13 protein-coding genes are annotated in these 16709 nt (G+C 42.5%); all 13 read left to right on the top strand.

Going from position 1 to position 16709, the window contains the following annotated elements:
• Positions 1-37: 37 nt before the first annotated feature.
• The 13 genes from tsf (at position 38) to infB (ending at position 16703) form a co-directional block, all read left to right on the top strand.
• Entirely contained in the window at positions 38-919 is an 882-nt protein-coding gene (gene tsf / locus G7Y42_RS05960; protein ID WP_165004818.1) for a translation elongation factor Ts, read from the top strand.
• Positions 920-1055: 136 nt separating this feature from the next.
• Complete coding sequence (gene pyrH / locus G7Y42_RS05955; RefSeq protein ID WP_005875937.1) at positions 1056-1778, top strand: UMP kinase; 723 nt, start codon at positions 1056-1058, stop codon at positions 1776-1778.
• 3 nt (positions 1779-1781) lie between these two features.
• Entirely contained in the window at positions 1782-2339 is a 558-nt protein-coding gene (gene frr / locus G7Y42_RS05950; protein WP_165004819.1) for a ribosome recycling factor, read from the top strand.
• A gap of 230 nt (positions 2340-2569) precedes the next feature.
• On the top strand, positions 2570-3379 hold the full coding sequence (locus G7Y42_RS05945; RefSeq protein ID WP_165004821.1) for an isoprenyl transferase: 810 nt from the start codon (positions 2570-2572) through the stop codon (positions 3377-3379).
• On the top strand, positions 3376-4176 hold the full coding sequence (locus G7Y42_RS05940) for a phosphatidate cytidylyltransferase (RefSeq protein ID WP_165004823.1): 801 nt from the start codon (positions 3376-3378) through the stop codon (positions 4174-4176). Before G7Y42_RS05945 ends, G7Y42_RS05940 begins: the two co-directional genes overlap by 4 nt.
• A gap of 170 nt (positions 4177-4346) precedes the next feature.
• Positions 4347-5615 carry an RIP metalloprotease RseP gene (rseP, locus tag G7Y42_RS05935; protein WP_165004825.1) on the top strand — a complete coding sequence of 423 codons (1269 nt, stop codon included), beginning with the start codon at positions 4347-4349 and terminating at the stop codon, positions 5613-5615.
• Between the two features lie 69 nt (positions 5616-5684).
• Complete coding sequence (locus tag G7Y42_RS05930) at positions 5685-7394, top strand: proline--tRNA ligase (RefSeq protein WP_165004827.1); 1710 nt, start codon at positions 5685-5687, stop codon at positions 7392-7394.
• 140 nt (positions 7395-7534) lie between these two features.
• The gene (locus G7Y42_RS05925; RefSeq protein WP_165004829.1) at positions 7535-11887 is read left to right on the top strand and encodes a PolC-type DNA polymerase III; all 4353 of its coding nucleotides are present in this window, start codon (positions 7535-7537) and stop codon (positions 11885-11887) included.
• A 196-nt stretch (positions 11888-12083) separates the two neighbouring features.
• A complete protein-coding gene (gene rimP / locus G7Y42_RS05920) occupies positions 12084-12557 on the top strand; it encodes a ribosome maturation factor RimP (RefSeq protein ID WP_165004831.1) in 474 nt (157 codons plus the stop codon).
• A gap of 21 nt (positions 12558-12578) precedes the next feature.
• Positions 12579-13772 carry a transcription termination factor NusA gene (nusA, locus tag G7Y42_RS05915; protein WP_165004833.1) on the top strand — a complete coding sequence of 398 codons (1194 nt, stop codon included), beginning with the start codon at positions 12579-12581 and terminating at the stop codon, positions 13770-13772.
• A 22-nt stretch (positions 13773-13794) separates the two neighbouring features.
• Positions 13795-14088 (top strand): YlxR family protein, encoded by a 294-nt coding sequence (locus tag G7Y42_RS05910; RefSeq protein WP_165004835.1) that lies wholly within the window; start codon positions 13795-13797, stop codon positions 14086-14088.
• Positions 14085-14396 carry a YlxQ-related RNA-binding protein gene (locus tag G7Y42_RS05905; protein ID WP_165004837.1) on the top strand — a complete coding sequence of 104 codons (312 nt, stop codon included), beginning with the start codon at positions 14085-14087 and terminating at the stop codon, positions 14394-14396. Before G7Y42_RS05910 ends, G7Y42_RS05905 begins: the two co-directional genes overlap by 4 nt.
• 12 nt (positions 14397-14408) lie before the next feature.
• Positions 14409-16703 (top strand): translation initiation factor IF-2, encoded by a 2295-nt coding sequence (gene infB / locus G7Y42_RS05900; RefSeq protein ID WP_165004839.1) that lies wholly within the window; start codon positions 14409-14411, stop codon positions 16701-16703.
• Positions 16704-16709: the final 6 nt, after the last annotated feature.

The raw sequence follows: 16709 nt of genomic DNA, 5'->3' as shown, positions 1-16709 counted from the left end.
AGCTTTTTTTAAAAAGAAAACACAGGAGGAAACAAACATGGCAGACGTTACAGCTAAAATGGTAAAAGAACTACGCGAAATGACTGGCGTAGGAATGATGGATGCGAAAAAAGCATTGGTAGAAGTAGAAGGCGACATGGAAAAAGCAGTTGATCTTTTACGTGAAAAAGGAATGGCGAAAGCAGCGAAGAAAAACGATCGTATCGCTGCTGAAGGTCTAGCTTCAGTCGCAGTGAAAGGCAACACTGCAGCAATCGTTGAAGTAAACTCAGAAACTGACTTCGTTTCTAAAAACGAAATGTTCCAAGACTTAGTCAAAGAAATCGCAGAACTTGTTGCTGAAAACAAACCAGCTGACATGGAAGCTGCTATGAAAATCAAAACAGAAAAAGGAACAATCGAATCTGATCTGATCGAAGCGACACAAGTCATCGGAGAAAAAATCAGCTTCCGTCGTTTTGAAGTAGTCGAAAAAGACGAAAATGCTGCATTTGGCGGATACCTACACATGGGCGGACGCATTGCTGTATTGACTGTTTTGGACGGCACAACTGACGAAACTGTAGCAAGAGACGTAGCAATGCACGTAGCAGCTATCAACCCTCGTTACGTCAATGAATCACAAATTCCAGAAGCTGAATTGGAACATGAAAAAACTGTTCTTACAGAACAAGCATTGAACGAAGGAAAACCAGCGAATATCGTTGAAAAAATGGTAGAAGGACGCCTGAAAAAATTCAAAGCAGAAATCGCTTTGGTTGACCAACCATTCGTTAAAGATCCTGATATGACTGTTGAAAAATATGTTGCTTCAAAAGGCGCAACTGTTAAAACATTCGTACGTTTCGAAGTTGGCGAAGGAATCGAAAAACGCGAAGATAACTTTGTAGAAGAAGTTATGAGCCAAGTGAAAAAATAATTCTGTTGAATAACAGACGGGAACGCACGGTTTGTGCGCTCCCTTTTTTTAAGCAAATCATGAAATTGCTAGACTTTTAGTGGCTAAATTATCTGTATATGGTAAAATGGCAATAGAAAATATTGGAGGAATGAACATGGTCACACCGAAATATCAGCGTGTAGTCTTAAAATTAAGTGGAGAAGCTTTGGCTGGAGATGAGGGGTTTGGGATCAAACCGCCAGTTATCAAAGAAATCATCCAAGAAATCAAAGAAGTCCACGAACTAGGCGTTGAGATGGCGATCGTTGTAGGCGGAGGAAACATTTGGCGCGGACAGATCGGTGCACAGATGGGCATGGAACGCGCACAAGCCGATTATATGGGAATGCTGGCTACAGTAATGAATGCTTTAGCTTTACAAGATACGTTGGAAAACGTTGGTGTACCAACACGTGTACAGACTTCGATCGAAATGCGGCAAATCGCAGAACCTTACATCCGCCGCAAAGCAGAACGGCATTTAGAAAAAGGACGCATCGTGATTTTTGCTGGAGGAACCGGAAACCCATACTTCTCAACGGATACAACTGCTGCATTGCGTGCAGCGGAAATCGGTGCAGACGTGATTCTGATGGCTAAGAACAATGTAGACGGCGTTTATTCTGCTGATCCAAAAGTAGACGCAAATGCAGTGAAATTTGAAGAACTGACTCATTTGGAAGTGATTTCCAAAGGATTGCAAGTAATGGATTCAACTGCAAGCTCATTGAGTATGGACAATGATATCCCGTTGCTTGTTTTCAATTTGAATGAACATGGAAATATCCGACGTGCCATCTTAGGTGAAAACATCGGAACAACTGTTAGGGGGAAATAAAAAATGGCAGACGCAATTATGACAGAAGCAAAAGAAAAAATGCATAAAGCAGCACAAAATCTACAAAGAGAACTTGGACAGATCCGCGCAGGACGTGCGAATGCAAGTCTATTAGACCGCATCACAGTAAATTATTACGGTGCACCTACGCCATTGAATCAAATGGCTTCCATCCAAATCCCAGAAGCAAGAGTACTGATGATCACACCATTTGATAAAAGTATTCTTCAAGATGTTGAAAAAGCGATTATGGCAAGCGACATCGGAATCAGCCCAACCAACGACGGAAACGTGATCCGTTTGGTTATTCCTCAATTGACAGAAGAACGTCGTAAGGAACTGGCTAAAGATGTGAAAAAAGAAGCAGAAAATGCGAAAGTCGCTATCCGTAATATCCGTCGTGAAGCAATCGACGAATATAAAAAACAACAAAAAAATGGAGAAATCACAGAAGATGATCTGCGTGGCTTGGAAAAAGATGTCCAAACATTGACAGACAACAGTATCAAGGAAGTAGACAAGATCGCAAGCGATAAAGAAAAAGAATTATTAGAAGTTTAGCACATACTAGATTCTACAAGCAGAGGGAACATTCAGGTGTTTCCTCTGCTTTTTTCGATTGGCTGAGTCATGATTCCAGCTGCTTTTGCCCTTGATGGTCAGCTAAACATTAAAAAAAGAAAAAAATCTGCTGAATTTAGTAAAAAAAAACTGCAGAACGTAGGAAATCACGTAAGTTATTGCTATAATATTTAAGATAGTGGGAATTTTTTAGTATAGGAGGAAAAAGAATGTTACGTTTTTTTCCGCAAAAAAACAAATATATTCAAGAAAAAAGCGAATTTCAATTTGATGTAAATGGTGCTATTCCTCAACATATCGCCATCATCATGGATGGAAATGGACGTTGGGCTCAAAATCGGCGTTTACCGCGTGTGGCGGGACATAAAGAGGGAATGGAGACCGTTAAAACCGTAACGAAAAAGGCTTCGAAACTAGGTGTGAAAGTACTGACGCTGTATGCTTTTTCTACCGAAAACTGGAAACGTCCAAAAGACGAGGTCAGTTTCTTGATGCAGCTTCCTGTGGATTTTTTTGATACCTTCGTTCCTGAGCTGATCAAAGAAAACGTCAAAGTCCATGTGATGGGGTATGAGGATGTACTGCCTGAACATACACAAGATGCCGTGAGACGTGCCATCGAACAGACAAAAGACAATACTGGGATGGTACTGAATTTTGCCTTGAACTATGGAAGCAGAGCAGAGATCCTGACTGCCGTCCAACAAATAGCGGCAAAAGCTGCTGACAAAGAAATCGATGCGGCCCAGATCGACGAAGCAATGATTGCAGAGCATTTGATGACCGGCTTCTTACCAGAAGAGCTTCGAGATCCTGAGCTGGTGATCAGAACAAGCGGTGAAGAAAGAATCAGTAATTTCTTGTTATGGCAAATTGCTTATAGCGAATTGTATTTTACGAAAGCTTTGTGGCCGGATTTCGATGGCGTACATCTAGAAGAAGCGATCGCCTCTTATCAGAACAGAGACCGTCGATTTGGCGGCGTGAAAAAAACAGAAGAAAAGGGGGATCAATCATGAAACAACGCGTGATCACTGCTGTTATCGCACTTGCTTTATTTATTCCTGTTATTTGGATCGGCGGTTTAGCGATTGAGCTTGTGGCAGCTTTATTAGCTGTTGTCGGCGTGTATGAATTGTTCCGGATGAAGGGATTAACATTATTGAGCTTTGAAGGGATCTTGTCTGCCATTGGTGCAGTGATCCTCGTATTACCAAAGGAACGGTGGTTTTTCTTCCTGCCAGAGAACACGAGCAGCTTTATGTTGTTTTATTTCATTGTGATGATCCTTCTGGGAACGTCTGTTATATCAAAAAATACGTACACGATCGATGAAGCAGGGTTTCCGGTGATCGTCAGTCTATACGTCGGGATGGGATTCCAGAATTTCGTCAACGCGAGAACAGAAGGATTGACTGTCTTGATCTTTGGTTTGTTTATTGTATGGGCAACGGATATCGGCGCTTATATGGTTGGTAGACGTTATGGTCAACACAAATTAAGTCCGGATATCTCACCGAATAAAACGATTGAAGGTGCATTGGGTGGAATCGGAAGCGCAGTTGTTGTAGCGTTCCTTTATTTCCTTCTTTTCTCGGCAAAAGACTTATTCAATCATGGGATGTTCGTCATGCTTCTACTGACTGTTATTTTTTCTATCGTCGGCCAATTTGGCGATTTAGTAGAATCAGCAATTAAACGTCATTATGATGTCAAGGACTCTGGTAAAATTTTGCCGGGACATGGCGGAATTCTGGATCGTTTCGACAGTTTGCTGTTTGTCTTTCCAATGATGCATCTATTTGGACTGATTTAGTTCTTATTACCTGCGTTTTTTTATGATTTTCATAAAAGACGCAGGTTTTTGTTTTTCATTTATCAAGACTATTGGTGTATAAGCTGAGACTATGGTAAAATTATAGTGTTTTATTTATTGCCGATTCGCGCAAAAAAAACGCATAAAAAACCATGTAAAGGAGAAAGCATATGAAAACAATTATAACGTTTATTATTGTTTTTGGTATTTTGGTCATCGTTCACGAGTTCGGACATTTCTTCTTTGCGAAACGATCAGGGATTCTCGTTCGTGAATTTGCAATCGGGATGGGGCCGAAGATCTACGGGCACCAAGCAAAGGACGGAACCACATATACACTTCGTTTGCTGCCAATCGGCGGATATGTCAGAATGGCAGGAAATGGAGATGATGAAACAGAAATGGCCCCTGGGATGCCGTTATCTCTTTTATTGAATTCTGATGGTGTCGTAGAGAAGATAAACTTAAGCAAGAAAATTCAACTGACAAATGGCATCCCGATCGAACTGATCCGATATGATCTTGAAGATGAATTGACGATCACAGGTTATGTCAACGGTGATGAGACAGAAGCTGTCACCTATCCTGTCGATCATGACGCAACGATTATTGAAGCAGACGGGACAGAACTTCGGATCGCGCCAAAAGATGTGCAGTTCCAGTCAGCAAAATTATGGCAGCGTATGCTGACGAACTTTGCGGGACCGATGAATAACTTTATTCTAGCAATTTTGTTATTTATCATTTTGGCTTTCATGCAAGGCGGCGTCCAAGTGACGAACACGAATCAGATCGGAGCCGTGCTTTCTGACGGTGCTGCAGCCGAAGCTGGTTTGAAAGAAAATGATGAGATAGTAAGTGTTGACGGAAAATCCATCCATTCATGGAATGATTTGACATCAGTGATCACGAAAAATCCTGAGAAGAAATTGGATTTTGAAATAAAACGAGACGGAAACACAAAAGAGCTCGAGGTGACACCAAAAGCAGTTGAAAGCAATGGTACAAAAGTTGGGCAATTAGGGATCCAAGCGCCAGTAAAAACCGGATTTATGGATAAAATCGTCGGGGGGACACAGCGGGCATTCACCAGCTCTATGGAGATCTTCAAAGCTCTTGGCTCATTGTTCACCGGATTTAGTTTAGATAAGCTAGGCGGTCCTGTCATGATGTTCCAGTTGTCTTCTGAAGCTGCAAATCAAGGAGTAATGACTGTTATCAGCTTGATGGCCTTGCTCTCCATGAACCTAGGGATCGTCAACTTATTGCCGATTCCTGCACTGGATGGTGGAAAACTCGTCTTGAATATCATCGAAGGCCTTCGAGGCAAACCAATCAGCCAAGAAAAAGAAGGAATATTGACCTTAGTAGGGTTCGGTTTTCTGATGCTTCTCATGGTATTAGTGACATGGAATGACATCCAACGCTTCTTTTTCTAGAAAAAGTTGACAAGTAGGGTATAATTACTAACGATAAATTATTTTTGAGGAAGTAAAGGAGTATATAGAATGAGACAATCAAAAATGTTGATCCCAACATTACGTGAAGTGCCAAATGATGCGGAAGTATTGAGTCATCAAATTTTATTGAGAGCAGGGTATATCCGTCAGGTTTCAGCGGGGATTTATTCTTACCTGCCATTGGCAAATCGCGTGTTAGAGAAATTAAAAAACATCATGCGGGAAGAATTTGAAAAAATCGGTGCAGTGGAAATGCTGATGCCAGCCATTCTGCCAGCTGAATTGTGGGAAGAATCTGGTCGTTACGAAACATATGGCCCCAACTTGTATCGCTTTAATGACCGAAATGACCGTAAAATGATTTTAGGCCCAACTCATGAAGAAACATTCACGGACCTGATCCGTAATGAAATCAATTCTTATAAGAAACTGCCTTTGAATCTTTATCAGATTCAATCAAAATACCGCGATGAAAAACGTCCGCGTTTCGGATTGCTTCGCGGACGCGAATTCATCATGAAAGATGCATATTCATTCCATGCATCAGAAGAAAGCTTGGATGAAACATACAAAGATTATGAGAGAGCATACACGGAGATTTTCAAACGCTGCGGCTTGGAATTTCGTGCTATCATCGGAGACGGCGGAGCAATGGGCGGAAAAGATTCAAAAGAGTTCATGGCAATCTCTGCGATCGGTGAAGATACGATCTGCTACTCGACGAAAAGCGATTATGCAGCGAACTTGGAGATGGCAACTAGCTATTATGTCTCGAAAAAATCACATGAAACACAATTGGAACTAGAGAAAATAGCTACACCTGATGTAAAAACGATCGAAGAAGTGGCTGGATTCTTTGAGACTGAACCACAAAAGATCATAAAATCAGTCTTGTTCATGGCAGATGAACAGCCAGTACTTGTCTTGGTACGCGGAGATCATGAAGTCAACGATGTCAAATTGAAAAATTTCTTGGCAGCTGACTTTTTAGAAGAAGCAACAGAAGAAGATGCAAAAAAATATTTAGGCGCAGATTTTGGTTCAGTAGGGCCAATCGGTTTATCCGAAGATGTGAAGGTCTATGCAGATCGACACGTCCAAGATTTAGCGAATGCGATTGCCGGTGCGAATGAAACAGGATTCCATTATAAAAATGTCAATCCTGATCGTGATTTCACTGTTTTATCTTATGAAGATCTTCGTTTTGTCCAAGAAGGAGATCCTTCACCAGATAATAATGGCGTATTGGCCTTCACACGAGGCATCGAGATCGGCCATATCTTCAAATTAGGTACTCGTTACAGCGAATCAATGGGGGCGACAGTCCTAGATGAGAACGGACGCGAAAAATTCGTGATCATGGGCTGTTACGGTATTGGTGTGAGCCGTCTGCTTTCAGCGATCGTCGAACAGAATTCAGATGAAAATGGCATCAACTGGCCAAAAGGGATTGCACCATTTGACCTGCATGTTGTCCAAATGAATCTGAAGGATGAATATCAAACCAGCTTGACGAATGAAGTAGAACAAGCAATGATCGAAGCGGGCTATGAAGTACTAGTGGATGACCGTAACGAACGTGCTGGTGTCAAATTCGCTGATTCTGATTTGATCGGCTGTCCTATCCGAATCACTGTAGGGAAAAAAGCAGTAGACGGGATCGTGGAAGTAAAAATCAAGAAAACCGGTGAGATGGTGGAAGTTCGTAAAGAAGAACTGGTCAATACATTACCAATCCTGCTGCATCAAGGAGAATAAGAAGCGAAATCGGGAAAGAATTTTCTTTCTCGATTTTTTAATGTAAATATCAGAAAAAACGAGTATACTAAAAGGTACTGAAAAAAGAAGAAGGCGGAACAAACGGAAAGTTCCCGCTTCGTCAGAAAGGGCGTATAGTTTTGTCAGAAAAACGAGAGTTATTTGAAAAACTTCTAGAACAGATCCAATTAGAAGAATCAGAAAAAAAGCATCCGCTGATTTCTGCTGGCGAAATGGAACGTGTAGTCGTCCATCGCAAATCACGACTTTGGGAATTCACACTGCACTTTTCTCAGATCTTGCCTATAATGCTCTATCGATCCTTAGCACAGCATCTGGCACTCGCATTCAAAGATATCGCGCAAGTCAAGTTAAGTATCAAGGCTGAGGATCAGCAATTCGATGAGCAGCTCCTGCAAGATTATTGGGCACAAGCCCTAGAAAGCCAGCAATGTGATACGCCATTGGCCCAGCAGGTCTTGAAAACACAAGTGCCGATTTTAAAAGAACGGAAAATCATTCTGCCTGTAGACAGTGCAGGTGCGATTTCTTATCTGAAGCAGCAGTATCTGCCATTAGTTGAAAATCTGTTCGTAAGTTACGGTTTCCCGAAATTCCATATCGAGCCTGAAGTAGATGAAAAGCAGGCAGAACGGGTATTGAAGCTGTTTGAAGAACGAAAGCAAGAACAAGCCGAAGCGTTTATGAAACAAGCTGCTGAAAGCATGATCGTTCACGAACAGAAGAAGAAAGAACGAAAAGAACAAGTGCCAGCCCTTGAAGGACCGATCCAGCTTGGTCGTAATATCCCGGCTGACGAGCCAACCACACCGATGATCAACGTGGTCGAAGAAGAACGCCGGATCATTTTAGAAGGTTATGTGTTTGATAAAGAAGTACGCGAGCTTCGTTCGAAACGAAAGATCCTGACGTTGAAAATCACCGATTACACTTCCTCCTTCATTGTCAAGAAGTTCTCTAATAATGAGAAAGACGAACAGATATTTGATGCAATCAGTACAGGAAGCTGGCTGAAAGTCCGGGGAAGTATCCAAGAAGATACGTTTGTACGAGATCTAGTCATGAATGCACAAGACATTGTCGAAGTAAAACACGCACCACGAAAAGACTACGCACCAGAAGGAGAAAAGCGTGTAGAACTCCACGTACACAGCAACATGAGTACGATGGACGCAACGAACAGTATCTCTGACATCGTAGCTCAGGCAGGAAAATGGGGACATAAAGCAATCGCGATTACCGACCACGGCGGCGCTCAAGCATTTCCAGAAGCGCACAGTGCCGGAAAAAAAGCCGGAGTAAAAATCTTATATGGCGTGGAAGCAAATGTCGTTGATGATGGGGTGCCAATCGCTTATAATGACGCGCATGATTCGTTGAGCGAAAGTACTTATGTCGTATTCGACGTGGAAACGACCGGTCTTTCTGCCGTATACGATACGATAATAGAATTAGCGGCGGTCAAAATGTACAAAGGAAATGTCATCGAAAGCTTTGATGAATTTATCGACCCTGGTCATCCATTGTCACGTACGACCGTCGATTTGACTGGGATCACAGATGAAATGGTCCGTGGTTCAAAATCAGAAGAAGAAGTTCTCCGACTATTTTTGGAATTTTCGAAGGATACTATTCTGGTTGCCCATAATGCGACATTTGATATGGGCTTCTTGAACACGAGCTATGCCAAATATGGTATTCCGGAAGCAGAAAACCCGGTCATCGATACACTGGAACTTGCTAGATATCTTTATCCGCAATTCAAGCGTTTTGGTCTAGGTGTCTTGTCGAAAAAATTCGGTGTCAGCTTGGAACAGCATCACCGTGCGATTTATGATGCGGAAGCAACAGGACATCTTGCCTGGATTTTTGTCAAAGAGGCCATGGAGAACCACGAGATGTATTACCATGATCAGCTGAACCAGCATGTAGGAGAAGGAGATTCCTATAAAAGAGCCCGTCCTTTCCATGCTACGATCTTAGCTAAGAACCAAGCTGGGCTGAAAGATCTATTCAAATTGATCTCTATGTCGAATGTGGAATATTTTGAACGTGTTCCACGAATTCCGCGTTCCCAGCTGAAAAAACTCCGTGAGAATCTACTCGTCGGTTCTGCCTGTGACAAGGGAGAGATCTTCGAAGCAATGATGCAAAAAGGGGTCGAAGAAGCACGAAACCGCGCCAAATTCTATGACTATATCGAAGTGATGCCAAAAGCTGTTTATGCACCTTTGCTAGAGCAGGAATTAGTCAAAAATGAACATGACTTGGAAGAAATCATTCGTAATCTAGTGGAAATCGGAAAGAGTCTGGACAAAATCGTCGTAGCAACTGGTGATGTCCATTACTTGAATGAAGAAGATGCGATCTATCGTAAAATACTGATCAATTCGATGGGGGGCGCAAACCCGCTAAACCGTCATAGTTTACCAGATGTCCACTTCAGAACGACTGATGAAATGCTGACAGCTTTTAATTTCTTGGGAGAAGAAACAGCAAAAGAGATCGTTGTTGAAAACACGAATAAGATCGCGGATATCTGTGAAGAAGTGATCCCAGTGAAGGACGAACTTTATACACCGAAAATCCCAGGATCTGAAGAAGAGATCTCTGAGTTGAGTTATACTCGTGCCAAACAAATGTATGGCGATCCATTACCGGAAATCATTGAGAAGAGACTGGAAAAAGAATTGAATTCGATCAACGGGAACGGTTTTTCCGTGATTTATCTGATCGCACAAAAACTCGTCCATAAAAGTAATGAAGATGGCTACTTAGTCGGATCTCGCGGATCAGTCGGTTCCAGTTTTGTTGCGACAATGACCGGGATCACTGAGGTCAATCCATTGGCACCTCATTATTATTGTCCAGAATGCCAGTATTCAGAATTCTTTGAAGATGGCACTTATGGTTCTGGATTCGATATGCCAGAGAAAAAATGCCCGAAATGTGGCGCTCGCTTGAATAAAGATGGGCACGATATCCCATTCGAGACGTTCCTAGGCTTCCATGGAGACAAAGTTCCCGATATCGATCTGAACTTCTCTGGTGATTACCAGGCAGAGGCACATAACTATACGAAAGTGCTGTTCGGGGAAGAGTATGTCTACCGTGCCGGAACGATCGGTACAGTGGCTGATAAAACGGCGTACGGATATGTAAAAGGATATGAACGTGATAACAATCTGCAACTCAGAAGTGCAGAAGTCGATCGTCTAGCAAAAGGTGCGACCGGTGTGAAACGGACAACTGGACAGCATCCGGGGGGGATCATCGTTATTCCCGATTATATGGACGTATACGACTTCACCCCAATCCAATATCCGGCAGATGACCAGAATTCAGAATGGAAAACGACTCACTTTGATTTCCATTCGATCCATGACAACGTATTGAAACTCGATATCCTAGGACACGATGATCCTACAGTGATCCGGATGCTGCAAGATCTTTCAGGAATCGACCCGCAGACGATCCCTACTGATGATCCAGAAGTCATGCGGATCTTTGCTGGTCCAGATGTATTAGGAGTGACACAGGAACAGATTTATTCGAAAACCGGTACATTAGGAATCCCGGAATTCGGGACACGTTTCGTGCGAGGCATGCTAGAAGAAACACATCCAACGACATTTGCGGAGCTGCTGCAAATCTCAGGATTGTCTCATGGAACCGACGTTTGGTTAGGGAATGCTGAAGAATTGATCAAAAGAGGCGACGCGACCTTGGCTGAAGTAATCGGCTGTCGTGACGATATCATGGTCTATTTGATCCATGCAGGTCTTGACAGCGGGATGGCTTTCAAAATCATGGAAACCGTTCGTAAGGGGCAATGGAACAAGATCCCTGATGAATTGCGGGAAACTTATCTTACAGCGATGAAGGAAAACAATGTGCCAGATTGGTACATCGATTCCTGTTCAAAAATCAAGTATATGTTCCCGAAAGCCCATGCGGCAGCTTATGTGCTGATGGCATTGCGGGTCGCTTATTTCAAAGTGTACTTCCCGATTTTATATTACTGTGCGTATTTCTCTGTCCGTGCAGACGATTTCGATCTAGTTGCGATGTGCAAAGGCAAAGAAGCAGTGAAACAGACGATGAAGGAAATCACGGACAAAGGGCTAGATGCGTCTGTGAAAGAAAAAAATCAGCTGACTGTTTTAGAATTAGCCAATGAAATGTTAGAGCGCGGCTACAAATTCGGGATGATCGATTTGTATAAATCTGATGCAGTCAATTTTGTGATCGAAGGCGATACACTGATCGCACCATTTCGTGCTGTACCAAGTTTGGGGACAAACGTAGCGAAACAAATCGTAGAAGCACGAAAAGACGGTCCATTTCTGTCAAAAGAAGATCTTGCGACTCGCGGGAAAGTTTCAAAGACATTGATCGAATACATGAACGACAACGGTGTATTGAAAGACTTGCCTGATGAAAATCAATTGTCGCTATTTGATATGCTGTAAGAGCGTGTGTTTTCTATAATCAGATGAAAAAGCACACTTTTAGTATGGAAAAAGCGGTTGTTCTTTCTGCTTACTTGTAATTTTAAACAAATTGTGGTATAGTTTTTATAGGTAATGATACTAACTGTGAGTGAGCGGATTTTTCGCTCACTCTTTTTAATGGAATTACGGATTCAATTTTAAGGAGGCGAAATTTTTGAGTAGCGTCGTTGAAACAGTCACAGAAATGGTGACTCCGATTTTAGATGAGCACAATTTTGAACTTGTAGAAGTAGAGTTTGTCAAAGAAGGCAAAAGCTGGTTTTTGCGAGTATTTATCGACAAAGAAGGCGGGATCGACATTGAGGAATGTGCCTTTGTGAGCGAAAAATTAAGTGAAAAGCTTGATGCAGCAGATCCAGATCCGATTCCTCAAGCTTATTTCCTAGAGGTATCATCTCCAGGAGCAGAACGTCCATTGAAAAAAGAAGCTGATTATGAAAAAGCACTTGGCGATTATATCCATGTTTCGTTGTATCAGCCAGTTGATGGCGAAAAACAATACGAAGGATTTCTTCAATCTTTTGATGCGGACCAGCTTACATTGAAGATACGCATAAAGACACGGGAAAAAGAATTGACTTTTGACCGTAAGAATATTGCAAAAGCTCGCTTAGCTATTCAATTTTAATTACGGAGAGGAATCAGGAAAATGAGTAAAGAAATGTTGAACGCGTTAGATGCTTTGGAGGCCGAAAAAGGGATCTCCAAAGAAATCGTGATCGACGCTTTAGAAGCTGCTTTAGTTTCTGCCTACAAACGCCACTATGGACAAGCACAAAACGTAGAAGTAGAGTTTGATCAGAAAAAAGGGAAAATCCACGTCTATGCGGTAAAAGAAGTGACCGAAGAAGTGATGGATTCTCAATTGGAAGTATCATTGAAAGATGCGCTATTGATCAATCCTGCTTATGAAATCGGAGATACGATCCGTTTCGAAGTCACACCAAAAGATTTTGGGCGTATTGCCGCTCAAACAGCGAAACAAGTGATCCTACAACGTGTCAGAGAAGCAGAAAGAACGATCATTTACAACGAATTCAGTGCTTATGAAAAAGATATCATGCAAGGAATCGTTGAACGTCAGGACCGTCGTTATATTTATGTCAACCTTGGCAAAATAGAAGCAGTTCTTTCAAAACAAGACCAGATGCCAAATGAATTTTATCAACCGCATGACCGAATCAAGGTGTATGTCTCTCGAGTAGAGAACACATCAAAAGGCCCGCAAGTATTTGTTAGCCGCAGCCATCCGGATCTTTTGCGCCGATTGTTTGAACAAGAAGTGCCGGAAGTTTATGATGGGATTGTCGAAATCGTCAGTGTCGCACGTGAAGCAGGCGATCGTTCGAAAGTAGCAGTGCGCTCAAATGATCCGAACATCGATGCAGTCGGTACATGTGTGGGTCCTAAAGGTCAACGTGTCCAAGCAATCGTGAACGAGCTGAAAGGTGAAAACATGGATATCGTCGAATGGAACGAAGATCCAGCCGTATTCATCGCGAATGCATTGAATCCAGCGCAAGTGATGGATGTCATCTTTGACGAATCGAATCCAAAAGCCTGCACAGTCGTCGTGCCTGATTATCAATTATCTCTGGCAATCGGAAAACGCGGGCAAAATGCGCGTTTAGCAGCAAAATTGACGAATCACAAAATCGACATCAAGTCAGAATCAGATATGGCTGAATACTATGAGAAACTAGAACAACGTGTTACAGAAGCAGAAGCAGAAGCTGAAGAAGCACATGACGAAGCGATCGTTCAATCAGATCTGACAGATGATGAATATGAAACCATTGCTTTCGATGGTGAAAAAATTGAGGAAACAGATCAAGAAGCTTAACTTTAGGTAAGGAGGCAAAGAGATGAAACAAAGGAAGATCCCTTTACGCAAATCCGTGGTTTCTGGTGAGATGAAACCTAAAAAAGAGATGATCCGGATCACCCGTTCAAAAGAAGGGGAAGTATCCATCGATCCAACCGGAAAGATGCCTGGACGAGGAGCGTATGTCTCACTTGAGCCGGAAGAAGTACAGCAAGCTTGGGATAAAAGAATCCTCGATCGAGCACTTGAAACAAAATTGACAGACGAATTTTACCAAGAATTACTCGATTACGTGGCACATCAAAAAGCGAGAAAAGAGTTATTCGGCAAATGAGTACAGTCAATCGGCAAAAAGCCATGAATCTCATAGGTCTGGCGATGCGAGCAGGTAAATTGATTACCGGAGAAGAGCTGACCATTGCAGAGATACGCAAACAAAAAGCAAAACTGGTTTTTGTTGCGACAGATGCGAGTGAGAACACGAGAAAAAAGATTAAAGATAAGAGTTCATATTATGAAGTTCCTTGCTTTGAGCTATTTTCTGAAGCAGAAATCACGCAGATGATCGGAAAACCTCGTAAAGTATTCGGTATTACAGATAACGGATTTGCGAAGAAGACCAAGGAGCTAATTGAAGGTTAGGAAGGTGATTGCATGGGCAACAAAAGAATCTACGAATTAGCAAAAGAACTCAATAAACCTAGTAAAGAAATTGTGGACAAAGCACAACAGCTCGGCATAGATGTGAAAAACCACATGGGAGCACTTACTAGCGCCGATGAGAAAAAATTGCAGCAGGCTTTCAAAAACCCAGGCACAAAAAAACAAGCAACACAACAAGCAAGCCGGAAACCAGCCAATCAACAGCCAAACGATCAACAAAAACAAGCAACAACAACCAATAACCAAACTAAAACTAAAAATAACCGCAACTATCAAGATCGCGGTCAAGGGAGCGGTCAAGTGAATCAAGGAAAAAACCAATCAACAAACCAAAACCGAAGCAATAATGGAGGCGGTACAAGTCAAAACCGTCCAGGAACGAATCAAGGCGGAAACCAAAACCGCAGTAACAATAACCGCGGGAAATTCAATAACAATAACCGCAATCGTTACAACAAAAAAGGCAAAAAAGGCAAACAGCAGCAGTCGAACAAACCAGCTGTGCCACCACGTAAATTCCGTGAACTGCCTGATGTATTAGAGTATACAGAAGGCATGAACGTTGCTGATATCGCGAAGAAAATCCATCGCGAACCAGCAGAGATCATCAAAAAATTATTCACGCTTGGCGTAATGGTCAACCAGAACCAGGCACTAGACAAAGATACGATCGAACTTCTGGCAACAGATTACGGAATGGAACCACAAGAAAAAGTGCAAGTCGACATTGCAGATATCGATAAATTCTTCGAAGCAGAAGAATTGAATCCGGAAAATCTCGTTTCACGTCCACCAGTCGTTACGATCATGGGACATGTCGATCACGGGAAAACGACTTTATTGGATACTTTGCGCCATTCTCGTGTAACAAGTGGTGAAGCAGGCGGAATCACTCAGCATATCGGTGCGTATCAAATCGATATCGATGGCAAGCCAATCACTTTCTTGGATACACCAGGACATGCGGCCTTTACAAGTATGCGTGCACGTGGAGCAAGTATCACGGATATTACGATTCTAGTAGTAGCTGCGGATGATGGCGTGATGCCACAGACAGTTGAAGCGATCAACCATGCGAAAGCTGCTGGTGTGCCGATCATCGTTGCAGTCAACAAAATCGACAAACCAGGTGCCAACCCTCAACATGTGATGCAGGAATTGAGTGAATACGAATTGATCCCAGAAGCATGGGGTGGAGAAACAATCTTTGTAGAGATCTCTGCTAAATTCGGACAAAATATCGATGAATTGCTAGAAATGATCCTCTTGGTAGCAGAAGTGGAAGATCTGAAAGCTGATCCAACACAACGTGCGATCGGTACAGTAATCGAAGCACGTTTGGATAAAGGAAAAGGTCCTGTCACTACATTGCTTGTGCAACAAGGAACACTGAATGTCGGTGATCCAATCGTTGTCGGCAATACTTACGGACGGGTACGTGTCATGGTCAATGACTTGGGCAGACGCGAAAAAACAGCTGGACCTGCAACACCAGTCGAAATCACAGGATTGAATGATGTACCTCAAGCTGGGGATCGTTTCGTTGTCTTTGAAGACGAAAAAACAGCTCGCTCTGCCGGAGAAGAACGTGCAAAACGTGCATTGATGGAACACCGTGCAGCTAACAGCCGCGTGACATTGGACAACTTGTTCGAAAGCCTGAAAGAAGGCGAATTGAAAGAAGTCAATGTCATCATCAAAGCAGATGTACAAGGTTCAGCAGAAGCTCTTGCTGCTTCATTGAAAAAAATCGATGTAGAAGGCGTACGCGTGAAAATCGTCCATTCTGCTGTTGGTGCAATTAACGAAAGTGACGTTACCTTAGCAGCTGCAAGTAATGCGATCATCATCGGCTTCAACGTACGTCCTACACCGCAAGCGAAGATCCAGGCAGATACAGAAGAAGTAGATATCCGTTTGCACCGTATCATCTATAAAGCAATCGAAGAAATCGAAACAGCGATGAAAGGGATGTTAGATCCTGAATTCGAAGAAAAGATCACTGGACAAATGATCGTCCGTGAAACGTTCAAAGTTTCGAAAGTCGGAACGATCGCAGGTGCATACGTCACAGAAGGATTTATCCGCAGAGATAGCGGTGTTCGCGTCATTCGCGATGGTATCGTTATTTATGAAGGACAGCTTGCAAGCTTGAAACGCTTCAAAGACGATGTCAAAGAAGTAAAAATGGGCTACGAATGTGGTGCAATGATCGACAAATTCAACGACATCAAAGTAGATGATGTGATTGAAGGATTCATCATGGAAGAAGTCAAAAACGACTAATAAACG

Source organism: Enterococcus sp. ZJ1622 (assembly GCF_011038845.1).
Taxonomy (GTDB): Bacteria; Bacillota; Bacilli; order Lactobacillales; family Enterococcaceae; genus Enterococcus_B.
This window is presented reverse-complemented; position numbering and strand designations above follow the sequence as displayed.

Bases quoted from the DNA above. Each gene is read 5' to 3' on its own strand.
- tsf (WP_165004818.1), top strand. From the start codon at position 38: ATGGCAGACGTTACAGCTAAAATGGTAAAAGAACTACGCGAAATGACT.
- pyrH (WP_005875937.1), top strand. From the start codon at position 1,056: ATGGTCACACCGAAATATCAGCGTGTAGTCTTAAAATTAAGTGGAGAA.
- frr (WP_165004819.1), top strand. From the start codon at position 1,782: ATGGCAGACGCAATTATGACAGAAGCAAAAGAAAAAATGCATAAAGCA.
- G7Y42_RS05945 (WP_165004821.1), top strand. From the start codon at position 2,570: ATGTTACGTTTTTTTCCGCAAAAAAACAAATATATTCAAGAAAAAAGC.
- G7Y42_RS05940 (WP_165004823.1), top strand. From the start codon at position 3,376: ATGAAACAACGCGTGATCACTGCTGTTATCGCACTTGCTTTATTTATT.
- rseP (WP_165004825.1), top strand. From the start codon at position 4,347: ATGAAAACAATTATAACGTTTATTATTGTTTTTGGTATTTTGGTCATC.
- G7Y42_RS05930 (WP_165004827.1), top strand. From the start codon at position 5,685: ATGAGACAATCAAAAATGTTGATCCCAACATTACGTGAAGTGCCAAAT.
- nusA (WP_165004833.1), top strand. From the start codon at position 12,579: ATGAGTAAAGAAATGTTGAACGCGTTAGATGCTTTGGAGGCCGAAAAA.
- G7Y42_RS05910 (WP_165004835.1), top strand. From the start codon at position 13,795: ATGAAACAAAGGAAGATCCCTTTACGCAAATCCGTGGTTTCTGGTGAG.
- G7Y42_RS05905 (WP_165004837.1), top strand. From the start codon at position 14,085: ATGAGTACAGTCAATCGGCAAAAAGCCATGAATCTCATAGGTCTGGCG.
- infB (WP_165004839.1), top strand. From the start codon at position 14,409: ATGGGCAACAAAAGAATCTACGAATTAGCAAAAGAACTCAATAAACCT.